Origin of the sequence: Psychrobacter sp. NG254 (assembly GCF_015277735.1) — a bacterium.
Lineage (GTDB): Bacteria > Pseudomonadota > Gammaproteobacteria > Pseudomonadales > Moraxellaceae > Psychrobacter.
The window spans coordinates 108476-121250 of record NZ_JADHDA010000006.1 but is presented as its reverse complement, the minus strand read 5'-3'; the positions used below and the strand labels follow the sequence as shown (position 1 = coordinate 121250).

Annotated in this window: 10 protein-coding genes and 2 tRNA genes; 6 read left to right on the top strand and 6 right to left on the bottom strand. The window is 45.6% G+C overall.

The features are described 5' to 3' along the window. Positions 1–80 precede the first annotated feature (80 nt). The 6 genes from IP510_RS11800 to gltX all read right to left on the bottom strand — a co-directional run bounded on the left by IP510_RS11800 (position 81) and on the right by gltX (position 3976). A complete protein-coding gene (locus tag IP510_RS11800) occupies positions 81–539 on the bottom strand; it encodes a hypothetical protein (protein WP_194365047.1) in 459 nt (152 codons plus the stop codon). A 32-nt stretch (positions 540–571) separates the two neighbouring features. Beyond that, positions 572–1225: a LysE family translocator gene (locus IP510_RS11795; RefSeq protein ID WP_194365046.1), complete on the bottom strand. Its 654-nt coding sequence runs from the start codon at positions 1223–1225 to the stop codon at positions 572–574. A 271-nt stretch (positions 1226–1496) separates the two neighbouring features. Then, positions 1497–1572: transfer RNA gene (locus tag IP510_RS11790), tRNA-Glu, on the bottom strand. A 159-nt stretch (positions 1573–1731) separates the two neighbouring features. Continuing rightward, positions 1732–1807: transfer RNA gene (locus IP510_RS11785), tRNA-Ala, on the bottom strand. Between the two features lie 122 nt (positions 1808–1929). Then, complete coding sequence (locus IP510_RS11780) at positions 1930–2307, bottom strand: hypothetical protein (protein WP_194365045.1); 378 nt, start codon at positions 2305–2307, stop codon at positions 1930–1932. Between the two features lie 142 nt (positions 2308–2449). Next, positions 2450–3976: a glutamate--tRNA ligase gene (gltX, locus tag IP510_RS11775; protein ID WP_194365044.1), complete on the bottom strand. Its 1527-nt coding sequence runs from the start codon at positions 3974–3976 to the stop codon at positions 2450–2452. Between the two features lie 325 nt (positions 3977–4301). On the opposite strand from gltX, the gene rsmH reads away from it, so the two are divergent. The 6 genes from rsmH (at position 4302) to mraY (ending at position 12761) form a co-directional block, all read left to right on the top strand. Continuing rightward, positions 4302–5414 carry a 16S rRNA (cytosine(1402)-N(4))-methyltransferase RsmH gene (rsmH, locus tag IP510_RS11770; protein WP_194365043.1) on the top strand — a complete coding sequence of 371 codons (1113 nt, stop codon included), beginning with the start codon at positions 4302–4304 and terminating at the stop codon, positions 5412–5414. 346 nt (positions 5415–5760) lie between these two features. Further along, a complete protein-coding gene (locus IP510_RS11765; protein WP_194365042.1) occupies positions 5761–6258 on the top strand; it encodes a cell division protein FtsL in 498 nt (165 codons plus the stop codon). Continuing rightward, positions 6255–8345, top strand: a complete 2091-nt coding sequence (locus IP510_RS11760) for a peptidoglycan D,D-transpeptidase FtsI family protein (protein WP_194365041.1) — start codon at positions 6255–6257, stop codon at positions 8343–8345. The genes IP510_RS11765 and IP510_RS11760 overlap by 4 nt, the downstream gene beginning before the upstream one ends. A 73-nt stretch (positions 8346–8418) precedes the next feature. After that, positions 8419–10104, top strand: a complete 1686-nt coding sequence (locus tag IP510_RS11755; protein WP_194365040.1) for a UDP-N-acetylmuramoyl-L-alanyl-D-glutamate--2,6-diaminopimelate ligase — start codon at positions 8419–8421, stop codon at positions 10102–10104. 83 nt (positions 10105–10187) lie between these two features. Continuing rightward, positions 10188–11639 carry a UDP-N-acetylmuramoyl-tripeptide--D-alanyl-D-alanine ligase gene (locus tag IP510_RS11750; protein ID WP_194365039.1) on the top strand — a complete coding sequence of 484 codons (1452 nt, stop codon included), beginning with the start codon at positions 10188–10190 and terminating at the stop codon, positions 11637–11639. A gap of 3 nt (positions 11640–11642) precedes the next feature. After that, a complete protein-coding gene (gene mraY / locus IP510_RS11745; protein ID WP_194365038.1) occupies positions 11643–12761 on the top strand; it encodes a phospho-N-acetylmuramoyl-pentapeptide-transferase in 1119 nt (372 codons plus the stop codon). Positions 12762–12775: the final 14 nt, after the last annotated feature.

The following is a 12775-nucleotide window of genomic DNA, read 5'->3' as shown; positions in this document are numbered from 1 at the left end:
TCCCCGTCAAAGTAGGGGATTGGGCTTTTTTATTTGTGGAGCAAAAATAAAGCAAATATCTGAAAATCTATTTCACTACATTATCTGAAGTTCTCATTCCAGCTCTCCTTAAATATTCTATTCAAGAACGCTTCTTTATTGATGCTACCGTCATCGTTTAAGCAGGTCTTATCGACAAAAAGATAGTTCGTCCAACTGATATCAGGAGACAATTCATTGATTTCATTCACTATGTCAACTTCACTAATATCAGAGAAATCTCTAATAATAAGTTTTTGAGCCAGCTCTAAAATGCGACTCTTTGTTTTATACTCGTAAGAATTTGGGTACTCAGAAATTTTATCAAAAAAAGCCTCATATTTTATACGGCCATCTTCGTGTGCATACTCATTATTCCAGAATATATAGTCACTCCAAAATGGATCGGGAGATAGCTTGCTTACTTCAAGATTTATTTCTATTTGCCTTGATTCTGAGCAAGTGGTATTGAGCAGTTCTTCAATTAATAAAGTAATTTTTTTCTTAGTATCATCGTTCATTATTACATCCTCTACTATGTATTCCAATGCTATCAAGCCTTCTCAGTCAACAGCTTAATACCTAAGCCAAAAAATATCACACCGCTAATTTTGTTTAATAAGGTTTCGATAGACGGCTTTTCTCGTAGGCTCTTGCTAAAACGTGATGATAGCAGTGACAAACAAGAAAACCAGATAAAGCCAGTGACGGCAAAAGTGATTCCGAGCATCAAAAACGACAGCATGCCATAAGCATAGCTAGAGTCGATAAACTGGGGAAGGAAGGCTAAAAAGAACAGCGCGACCTTTGGATTGAATACATTGGTCAATACGCCTTGCTTATAAGTCTGCCAGCCTGTTTTGCTAGACTTACCAGTAAGGTTTTGATTTTCAGCCAAACTGCTTGCTATCGAATTTGAGTTTTTGCTCAGTAGCATCTTTAGACCCAAATAGCACAAGTAAGCTGCACCAATATATTTGACGATCATAAATGCCATTGGTGAGCTGGCGAGTAATACCGATAATCCTAGGGATGCCAATAATGTATGTACCAAAATACCTGAGGTAATGCCCAATACAGAATGAAATCCAGCGGTCTGTCCCTGTGAGACACTACGAGTAATAATATATATACTGTCAGTGCCAGGCGTCAGGTTTAATAAAATAGCGGCTAAGATAAACCCTAGATAATTCTCGATACCAAACATAGCAATCACTTCCCTTTAATCACGCTAAGCCCCATCATTTATAGTAGGTGGCTGCAATCTATAAAAACGCTTGTCAGGTCGATATTAAAGAGTATTAGATAGGTTGGCAATAGCGCTCTTAACAATAAGCTGGTGACAATAGAATAGAGTATTTTGAGAAACAACAGACATAAAAAATCCCAGTCACCGTATGATGACTGGGATTTTTTATTGTTCGCTTATTAGTCTAATCTGATGCTAAGCAACAGTGCTAATAAGTGACGCCGAATAGTGGCGTCCCCAGGGGGATTCGAACCCCCGTTACCGCCGTGAAAGGGCAGTGTCCTAGGCCTCTAGACGATGGGGACGCATAGAGTGTTACAACCAAAAAGGTTACAACGGTACTTCACAATATCAGATTGCTTATCTATGAATAGAAAAAGCGTTGCCTAGGTGCTGATATCGTCCTACTAGCGAGTATTTATGGTTACGTTTCTCAGTGGTACTGAGCGTTGCAATAAATAGTATGGTGGAGCTAAACGGAGTCGAACCGTTGACCCCTTGCATGCCATGCAAGTGCTCTACCAACTGAGCTATAGCCCCTCGCTAAGAGTGTGCGTATTTTATGTAAGAGCGGCAGTCTTGTCAACCACTATTTTAAAAATAATCTATAAATATGCAAAAAAAAGCGTTTTGTCCTATTTTAACGGCTTAACAAGGCCAAATTACCGTGAGTTTTGCTTGAGAGCGATCTCTTTGATGGCTTTATCTGTATAAAACTCTTCTTCAGTAGAATTAGAGTTACCATCAGTAAATATGATTACGCAGCACTCAGTAGGGATATATTGGCCACCTTTTTCTCTGACGGTTCTGATACCTTTGAAGCCAACAATCTCCAAATCGCTTAATTTGTCTAGATTTTGATTGGTATAACCACAGTAGGCGGTGTATATCCATTTCAAGTCTTCGAAATCTTGACCCTTTGTCAGGGTAAGTCTTGCATCAAAAAGCTCTTTTACGATGGCATCATAGTATTTCTGTGCTTCTTTGAGGGTGTTAAAGACATAATCTTTGCTTTCTATCGTGACGGTTTTGGCGGCCATGTTTATTTCCAGTGAAGAAGTTTGATAAAGGATATTTAATAGTCTAAGGGTAGTAATACCTATTAGTAACGAAAAAGGGTCAGAACTGGCCTGACCCTTCTACATTCAAAAATTTCAGCTAATCGACTGTTTAGTAGATAAGTTATTCAGCAGCCAAAAAGTCTGGCAACTCAGCCGCTTGTTTCTCAAGTTTTTTAAGTTTCTTTTTACCTAGGCCACCCAGTACATCAACCGCATGACGCAAGCGAGTTAGCGTCATATCAGCACCGATAATCGCCATAGAGTTCATGACCGGCGTTGATGACGTGCTACCAGCGATAGCGATAAAGAACGGCGCCATAAAGTCACGCATCTTAATATCGAGGTGGGCAGCAAGGCCTTTTAAGGTAGCGTAGATATTTTCTTCTGACCACGTTGGCAAGACTTCTAACTGCCATAACGACAGTTGGAGCAATTCAATAATTTGCTCAGGGGTGAGCGACTTATGCGTAAAGCTCTCAGCATTGATAGCAGGTAGGTTCTGGAAGTAGAAGCCACTCCAGTTCACCGCATCAGACAATAGCTCAATACGTGGCTGAATCGCTGCTGCGATAGCCGTTAATTTGTCGCTATTGCTTGCCCACTCGAGGATTTTGTTCTTTAGCTCTTCAGGGGTAAGCGCACGTAGCCATTCTGCGTTTAGCCAGTTAAGTTTTTCGATATCAAAGATAGGGCCGCCAAGCGACACACGCTGAATATCAAAGCTAGCAATCATTTCTTCTAAGGTAAACTGCTCAGCATCATTTGGCATTGAGTAGCCCATACGCCCGAGATAGTTGAGCAACGCTTCAGGTAGCACGCCCGCATCACGATAGTAGGTAATAGAGGTTGGATTTTTACGCTTAGACAGTTTTGATTTGTCTGGGTTACGCAGTAATGGCATGTGGCAAAGTACTGGCATCTCCCAACCAAAATATTCATAAAGCAACTGATGCTTAGGCGCAGAGTTCAGCCATTCTTCACCGCGCATCACATGACTGATATCCATCAAGTGATCATCGACGACATTGGCTAAATGGTATGTTGGCATGCCGTCTGTTTTTAGCAGCACTTGCATGTCGACTTGGGTCCAAGGAATCTCAACGGTACCGCGCAGCATGTCATGTACTTGGCAGATGCCTTCAGTGGGTACACGCATACGAATTACGTGAGGCATGCCTGCTGTAAGAAGTCCAAGAGTCTTCTCAGAGCTTAAATGTGCACAGCGACCGTCATAACGTGGCGTCTCACCATTGGCCATTTGCTCAGCACGCATGGTGTCTAGATCTTCACTGGTACAAAAACAGCGAAACGCATGGTCTTTTTCTATTAGCATCTCGGCGTGTTTGGTATAAATATCGCTACGCTCGCTCTGACGATAAGGGGCGTGAGGACCACCGATATCTGGACCCTCGCTCCAATCTAGACCGACCCAACGTAGTGCATCCAAAATCATCTGTTCAGATTGCTCAGTTGAGCGCGTTTGGTCAGTGTCTTCGATACGCAAAATAAACTCGCCACCATGCGCTTGAGCAAAGGCCAAGTTAAATAGGGCGATATAAGCCGTTCCTACATGAGGAAAGCCAGTGGGTGAAGGTGCGATACGAGTACGGACAGGGCGCGTTGGTGCTTGGGTCGATGTTTGGGTCATAGGAATCTCAAAATACGTTTGTTAATGAATATGTTGGTTAGTGAATTTAGCAGTGAAAGAGGGTAATAAAAATCGCAATGACAAATATGGATGAAATATTTGCCTAAAAAATACGGATGAAACAATAGTCGTCAAAGTATAAAAATAGCGTAAAATATAGCGCTAGTATAACAGAGAGATGGGATATTTTTAATGAAAAGCCCTTCTAGCGCTTGACTACAGATATATCCTTGCGATAATAATGCTAGGCAAGGCATAACTTGTTTATTTTCATCTGATTTTTTACTATTACTGGCCAATATGGTCGCCATCTACTGAGTCGTTTGTGTCACTATTAAATAATAAGCCAGAAAATACGCCACTATCTAACGTAAATCATCCTGAAACTGCTGACGATACCCACTCTGACGAATTAAGTTTTGTTCATGATGCCGTACTTCTACCAGAAACAGTCGCCGCCGTATTGGGTGTCAAGTCTTTGCCGAAGCAAACAGGCAATGATGATCAAAACAGTGTCAATCAAAGCAATGACGACCAGAATAGCTTGAAGGTAAGTGGCATCTACGTTGATGCAACCTTTGGGCGCGGTGGTCATAGCAGGCTACTATTGAGTCAACTGGCCGATGATGCGCAGTTGATTGTCTTTGATAAAGACCCGACAGCCATTAGCGTGGCTCAAGCGTTGGCAAGTACTGATAGCCGCGTAACAGTGGTTCATGACAGCTTTGCGACGTTGACGGACAGCTTAGCAGCCATGGGTATCGTGCAAGTAGATGGCTTGATGGCAGATTTGGGTATTTCATCCCCTCAGATTGATGATGGCAGTCGCGGCTTTAGCTTCATGCGTGATGGTGCGGTTGATATGCGTATGGACACCAGCCGTGGGCAGTCGGTCGCCCAGTGGCTTGAAAAAGTCGATGATGAAACGTTGGCTAATGTGCTTTATGACTTTGGCGAAGAGCGTCATAGCCGCCGTATTGCACGTGCGATTAAGCAAATGGACAGCTTTGAGTCCACGCTTGAGTTGGCAGAAGTGATCAAAGTTGCGCATCCTAACTGGCAGCGCGGCAAGCATCCGGCGACTCAGAGCTTTCAGGCCATGCGGATTTTTATTAATAATGAGCTTGGCGATGTCGATGCCTTTTTAGAGCAAAGTATCCCGATTTTGAAATCAGGTGGGCAATTGGCTGTCATTAGTTTTCACTCATTAGAAGACCGCCGTATCAAGCAGTTTTTGCAGCGTCATAGTAAAGGGCAGTATCCAGAAGACGAGAACCTGCCGATGCCGCCCAATCGTCCACGCTACTTCAGTAAGCCAAAGCGTGTTGGCCCAAGCAAAGCTGAAACCAGTCATAACCCACGCTCGCGCAGTGCATGGCTACGTATGGCCACACGTACCGATATAGTGTACGAACAGGCTGAAAAAAGTAGGCTCTAGCTACATCGCGTGAGCTATAGAAACTGTGCAAAGGGTGTAGGGTTGCTATTGTCTGTCTAAATGGTGTGCAAATGTCTTAATCGCTACGCCACTGTTAAAAAGCTGTAAATATTGTCTGATAGTCTCAGCAATTGATTTTTGGTTGTGTGACAGGCGATGGACTAATAAATCAATCACTTTTTAAGCGCCTGTTGTCATATAAGCTTAAGCGACGTGATGACTTGTTTCATGCTGCCAAGCAGTAGATTTGGTTTTATTTTTATCGATGGTACTGCTGGGCAATGATACGTTCGTTGTTCACAAACCAGTATCTACTTTATCGTTTACGTTCATTTTTGAGATCGTCATGGCAATATCTGACAAACCTGCAAACCGCCGCGCTGCCGCAGCCTACAACACCGATATCGGCGAGCTATTCGTGCGCCGTTTTAATGTGGTGAGTATCTATGTGGCGGTGCTGGTGTTACTGGCAGCTGCGATCGTATGGAGCGGTATCAAAACTGCCGAAGAAGTTCAGCAATATCATCAGGACTATAAAACCTTGCAAGACATGAAAAAACAAGAGCGTAAGCTACAAGTTGAGCACCAGCGCCTATTGATTGAGCAGCAGACTTTTAGTGCCACCCCGCAAATCGCCAGTCGTGCGGTTTCTGAATTGGGTATGTATTCGCCAACACTCAAAGACAAGTTGATTATTCAGCCTGGTGTGGCGACCGCTTTAGTGCCCGTGGTTTCTGAGGACTCTGATGAGGATGCCTCTGAGGTCATCGGACCACGCGCCTCTACTGACATCTCTCCTGAGGAGCCTGCCACTGACACAGCGGCAGTGGAGGCAGGACAATGAGTGATAAAAAACCCAAATCCACCGCAAAAAATACCAATAAAAAACCCGCTAGTGGCAAGGTAACTAAGCCTCTGCGCCGTGCCAGTGCTGCCAAATCTGGGCAAACGAGCGATAAACCTAACAAAGCCGCTAGTGATCGCAAAGCCAAACTGTTTGGTCGTATTAAAAAAACCGATGTCCAAGGCGCTTACACCAGTGTAAAAAACCGAAAAAGTAAAATGGTTTTTTCTAGTAAGGCCTCAGGCGCTTCTACTCTTGGTGGGTTTGAGCAAGACAAAAACCGTTTTCGTATGGTTTGGGGACTGGCACTGGTTGTATTGGCGCTGTTGATTGGCCGTGCTTATTATATTCAAGTGGCCAACGCGCAGTTTTATCAAGACAAAGGTAATGAGCTCATTACCAGCGAGCGCACGCAAAAATCCTATCGCGGTATGATTACCGATCGCAATAATTTGCCACTCGCGGTCAGTGCCCCGCTTGCGACTGTATCCTTTAGTCCGCACGACTACTCGCGTGAATACTACGAGCTAAAACGCATTATCCTGACCAATCCTAGCAGTCCGCAGTTACAAGCGCGTATGCAAAAACGCTTAGATAATATGGATCTGACGACGCTTGCGGCTGCGGCTAATATCTCAGTCGATGAGTTAAAAAAAGTCACCGCCATCGATGACAGTATTGATGTGACGGATGAAAAGGCGGTTAAAGCCGCGCTACCATCTGGTGCAGGATCGCATTATCTGCCCCTGCTAAATAAAGTGACTCCCGAGATTGCTCAGAGCGTCAGCTCGCTTGATTTTCCTGGTGTCAATGAAAAAAACTTCTTTCAGCGCTACTATCCGCAGCCACAGTCCAACGCACAGTTGCTAGGGTTTATGGGTCAAAACTCCAAAGATCCTGAAGGTAACTATGAGGGACGTGCGGGCATTGAACGTCAGTATGAAAAAGAGCTGGCAGGTGAGGATGGTAAGGTACTCGTTCTAAAAGATGCCAAGCAAAACAGTCTAAAAGAAATCAAGCAGATTAAGCCTGAAATACCTGGCAAAGATGTGGCCCTAACGATTGATTCGCGCTTGCAGTATCTGCTGTATAAAGAGCTGGAAAAAGCAGGCCGCTTACAAAAAGCACGCTGGTCAACGGGTATGATCGTTGATGTACAAACGGGTGAAGTTCTTGCGCTATCGACGTGGCCGGCATTTAATTCAAACAACCTCAATGAGATGACCGGTGAAAACCAACGTAACCGTGCATTGTTGGATGTTTTTGAACCGGGTTCAGTGATGAAGCCATTTACCGTTGCTGCCGCCTTAGACTCTGGTAAGTATACGCCGACGACTCTCATTGATACCAATCCTGGCTCCATTCGTGTGCGCGGCTATACCATTCGAGATCATAATAATCTGGGTATGATTAATCTGGCCACGCTATTACAGAAATCGAGTAACGTTGCCTCTACTAAGATTGCGCTATCACTGCCAGCTGATGCTATTAGTAATATGCAAAGGCAGTTTGGTTTTGGCTCAAAAACCCCTTTGCAGTTCCCAGGTGAAGGCAGCGGCCTAATCGTCACACCAAAAGAAAAAGAAACCTCACGCCGTGCCACAGTCAGTTATGGCTATGGTCTACAAGTAACGCTCGCGCAAGTGGCTCAGGCGTATTCAGCACTAGCAGCAGGCGGTGTGATGCATCCGTTGACCTTAATTAAGGGTGACAAATCGCAGCCAAGCAAACGTATCATGGCGCACGAAAAAGCCATGTCTATCGTACAGATGCTCGAGAGCGTCACGGAGCCTGGCGGTACGGCAAAAGATGCCGCTATTGATGGTTATCGCGTGGCAGGTAAGACAGGTACATCGCGCCGTATCAACCCAAAAGGTGGCTACTATACCGATCAGTATCGCAATGTTTTTGCTGGTATGGCACCGGCGTCCAATCCGAAACTGGTAGGTGTGATGCTTATTGAAGATCCGCGTGGTCAGATTTATGCTGGTCTCACGGTCGCACCAGTATTCCATAATGTGATGAAAGAAGCATTGCGATTGTACAATGTGCCTTTGGATAAGCCATTAGAGACCAAACCGCAATAGGTGTGTGATTACTTTTGACTTCGAGTTTTGGCTCTTTGAGAGCCAAATTGTTTTAACTGTTTAGGACTTGCCCATGACCATGCCGACCTCATTGCCAGACAATACCACTGTCACTTTACAGCAGCTGATAAATCTCAGCGCTGACCGTCACAGTAGGCTAGTACAGCAACTCACAGCGATGATGGCAGAGACGGTTCAGGCAGATCCAAATCAAACAACCGCTATTGCCGATATTCCTTTTCAGCAGTTTCGATTAGACAGCCGTCAATTATCAGCCAATGATGTGTTTGTCCTTCTAAAAAGCCAAACCTCAGATGCTCAAAAAAGTCGTGATTATCTATTACAAGCGGCTAAACATGCGGCCTTTATCCTCTCAGAAGTAGCTCCTAGCTCGTTATTTAGCACAGCAATTGAGCCGTCATCACCTACGCAGGCGACCGATAATAAGTCCGTCGATCTGCCGTGTCCTGTCCTGTACGTTCCCAATGTGCGTGATTTTTTGGGCAGCTTGGTTCAAGCGCGGCTTCAGTATCAGCAGCCAGTCACCTTGCCAGCGGTCATAGCGGTGACAGGTACTAATGGCAAAACCACCATCAGTCAATTAGTCGCACAGTTGACCCAACTGACAGGCTTAAGTAGTGCGGTGATGGGTACGGCTGGTAACGGTCGGCTCGGTGCGTTAGTTCAGGCGAGTCATACCACTGGAGATGCCTTAGCTGTACAGCAGTTCTTGTATCAAATGGGTACAGAAAGTGCGGAAGTACTGGCACTAGAAGCTAGCTCGCATGGGTTAGACCAGCAGCGACTACAAGGCATGCCAGTCACCGTCGCGGTATATACCAATCTGAGCCGCGACCATTTAGACTACCATGCTGATATGGCAGAATATGCGGCTGCCAAAGCCAAGCTATTTGATAAAGCACATTTTCCAGATTTGACTCATGCCATTATCAATATCGATGATGAGCATGCTCAGGTTATGCTGGATACGGCAAATGCTAGCGGTTTAACGGTTTGGACTTATACCCTAGATCCTGCAAAACTTGCCACTTTTGGCGCAGTGAACATCATGCCAAGCTTACAAGGTGTCAAAATCACGCTACGTACTGACTTTGGTGATGGACAGACTGACACCGTTGATATTGTCAGCCCACTGTTAGGACGCTTTAACGTTGCCAATCTGCTTGCGGCTATCGCTGCGGCAGTAGCGCTTGATGCCAATACCAATGATATCGATATGGCGCAGATTATGCGCGCTGTCCCGCACCTACAAGGTGCGGTCGGGCGTATGCAGCGTGTACCATCCAATGATGGCTGTTTCATCGTTGATTATGCCCATACCCCAGATGCTCTCAGTCAAGTACTGGCGAGCCTAAAAACCCATTGTGATGGTCAGCTGTGGGCAGTGTTCGGTTGCGGTGGTGATCGCGATACAGGCAAACGCCCATTAATGGCGCAAGCAGGGCTAGCAGGTGCTGATCAAGTTATTCTAACAGCTGACAACCCACGTACTGAAGACCCCAATGTGATATTGCAAGACATGCAGGCTGGAATGAGTAAAGAGCAATATCAACGCACTCATATCGAGCCTGCCCGCCAAAAAGCGATTGAGTATGCAGTGGCTCATGCCAGTCCGAATGATATCGTCGTGATCGCAGGTAAGGGTCACGAGACCTATCAAGAGATCAATCACGTTCGTTATGATTTTGATGACAGTGTTGTTTTAGAGCAGGCATTAGCGCAAGTGGGCCGTATATAAATATCATTCGCAGGCTTTTGCTGTGCGTATAATCAAAAAAATCGTTAACTATAAAAATTAAGTCATCATATAAGGTAATCATTATGACAGCCGACAACGATAATTCTATCCAGTCGCAAGGGCTCTATGTCTGGCAAATAGACAATCTGCTTGCAGCGACCGCGTCGCTCGATGGTCATTGGCAGCTACCGCAGACAGAGACTGCATTTGCGGATGATGCGCTAAGCAGCAAACGTATTGCCACTGATACTCGCACTATTAAGCCAGGTGACATATTTTTGGCATTAACGGGTGATAATTTTGACGGTCACGATTATATCGCGACTGCTATAGATAAAGGTGCTGTCGCTGCAATCGTCTCTCGTCCTATTTCCACAGCGGAGGCAAATGATATTGCGCAGCTGGTGGTTAGTGACACTCGTCTGGCGTTAGGTCAATTGGCGTCTTATCGTCGTCAGCAGCATAAAGACTTGACTGTGATTGCCATTACTGGCTCTAGCGGCAAGACGACCTGCAAAGAAATGCTAGGTAGTATTTTTGGTAGACTGGCACCAACACTAATTACTCGTGGCAACCTAAACAACGATTTGGGTGTGCCAATGATGTTGCTTGAGTTGTCCGATCATCATCGCTATGCCATCTTAGAGTTGGGTGCCAACCATATTGGCGAGATTGCTTATACGACTGAGATTGTCCGACCTGATGTGGCCTGTATCTTAAATATCGGTACCGCGCATCTAGGTGAGTTTGGTAGTCGTGAGGGCATTTGTCAGACCAAGGCTGAGATTTATCATACTTTGACTGACGCCCAATGTGCGATCGTGCCTGATAAGGATGATTTTACCAATGAGCTACGCCGCATTGCCGAACAGCATACCTCACATGTGATTGGATTTGGTAGCACTGATGTGAGTGCCAGCCACTTAGATGTCGAGCCTGAGCGTAGCGAGTTTAAGCTGCATATTGGCAATCAGGTTCATGATATCAGCCTGCCATTAGCGGGCGAGCACAATGTCAATAATGCTCTGGCCGCTGCTGCCTGTGCATTTGCGCTAGATATTGCTGTGAGCGACATTGTCATTGGACTTGAAAACGCACGTCCAGCCAAAGGTCGTTTGAATAGCCAAATACTAGGTATGCATCGACTCATTGACGATACTTATAATGCCAACCCACATTCAGTACGCGCTGCCGCCAAAGTCTTGGCGGCGCAAACGGGTACGCAAGTCATGGTACTAGGTGATATCTTTGAGCTAGGAGAAGCGGCCGTCAGTGAGCATCAGAGCTTGGGCCGCGCTATCGCGACTACTGGTGTCAATGTACTGCTCTGTGTGGGTGAATTTGCCCCTTATACCGTGGCAGGCGCAAAAGAGATTTCTGGTATCAGCGCTCATGCCTTCGCAGATAAAGACAGCCTGTTAGCGTACTTGCAGTCATATTTGCAAGTGCAACAAGCCAAGCCTTGTACGGTATTGTTCAAAGGCTCTCGTTCCATGGAAATGGAAACACTTATTCATGCGCTAGTAAAGGAGTAGGCGGTGTTAGTTTGGTTGTTCGGCTGGCTTGGCCAGTATTACTCGCCGTTTTCTGCGGTTTCTTCGTTGACGCTACGAGCACTGCTCGCGGTTGTTACAGCCCTTGCATTTAGTATGGCTTTGGGTGGACCTGTCATTCGACATCTGCGTTCGCTCAAGTACGGTCAAGCGATTCGTAATGATGGGCCACAGTCACATTTGGCCAAAACGGGCACACCAACCATGGGCGGTGTGCTGATTCTCAGTGCCATTGGGATATCGACGCTATTGTGGGCCCGTCTGAACAATCCTTATGTCTGGATTTTACTTGTTGTCATGGTTATTTTTGGGGCAGTAGGCTGGGCTGATGATTGGCTAAAGATTAAATATAAGGACCCAAAAGGCCTGATTGCGCGCAAAAAGTATTTTTGGCTATCGATGGGTGCGTTGTTCGTTGGGGTGTCTCTGTATTACATTGCCACGTTACAGCCAGACGTCAACACCACGCGTGAGATGCAAGATCTGTTACTACCGATATTTAAAGACTGGATGATTCCGTTTTCGGCAGTACCATTTGGCATTGGGTTTATTATTTTTACATATTTTGTGATTAACGGTGCGTCTAACGCGGTCAATTTGACCGATGGTCTGGACGGTTTGGCGATACTGCCCGTGGTCTTAGTGGCCGCAGGTTTAGGTGCGATGGCTTACGTCTCAGGTGACGTACGTTTCGCAGACTATTTGCATGTGCCTTATATCGCCTATAACTCTGAAGTCATTATCGTCTGTGGCTCGATGGTCGGCGCCGGTCTTGGTTTCTTGTGGTTCAATGCGCATCCTGCTCAAGTATTTATGGGTGATGTAGGCGCCTTAGCACTGGGTGCAATGTTAGGAACGATTGCCGTGATGACACGCCAAGAGATTGCTTTTGCGATTATGGGCGGCTTGTTTGTCGCTGAAGCATTGTCGGTGATGTTGCAAGTAGGCTCATACAAATTGCGTAAAAAACGCGTTTTTCGTATGGCGCCATTACATCATCATTTCGAAGAGATTGGCTGGAAAGAAACACAAGTGGTGGCAAGATTTTGGATTATTGCCATCATTCTCGTTATTCTTGGACTGATGACTCTAAAGCTACGTTAATCGAACTCTCGGAT

Coding starts and splice junctions, on each gene's coding strand:
- IP510_RS11780 (WP_194365045.1), bottom strand. CDS start 2,307: ATGGCCGCCAAAACCGTCACGATAGAAAGCAAAGATTATGTCTTTAAC.
- gltX (WP_194365044.1), bottom strand. CDS start 3,976: ATGACCCAAACATCGACCCAAGCACCAACGCGCCCTGTCCGTACTCGT.
- IP510_RS11755 (WP_194365040.1), top strand. CDS start 8,419: ATGACCATGCCGACCTCATTGCCAGACAATACCACTGTCACTTTACAG.
- IP510_RS11765 (WP_194365042.1), top strand. CDS start 5,761: ATGGCAATATCTGACAAACCTGCAAACCGCCGCGCTGCCGCAGCCTAC.
- IP510_RS11795 (WP_194365046.1), bottom strand. CDS start 1,225: ATGTTTGGTATCGAGAATTATCTAGGGTTTATCTTAGCCGCTATTTTA.
- IP510_RS11800 (WP_194365047.1), bottom strand. CDS start 539: ATGAACGATGATACTAAGAAAAAAATTACTTTATTAATTGAAGAACTG.
- IP510_RS11750 (WP_194365039.1), top strand. CDS start 10,188: ATGACAGCCGACAACGATAATTCTATCCAGTCGCAAGGGCTCTATGTC.
- IP510_RS11760 (WP_194365041.1), top strand. CDS start 6,255: ATGAGTGATAAAAAACCCAAATCCACCGCAAAAAATACCAATAAAAAA.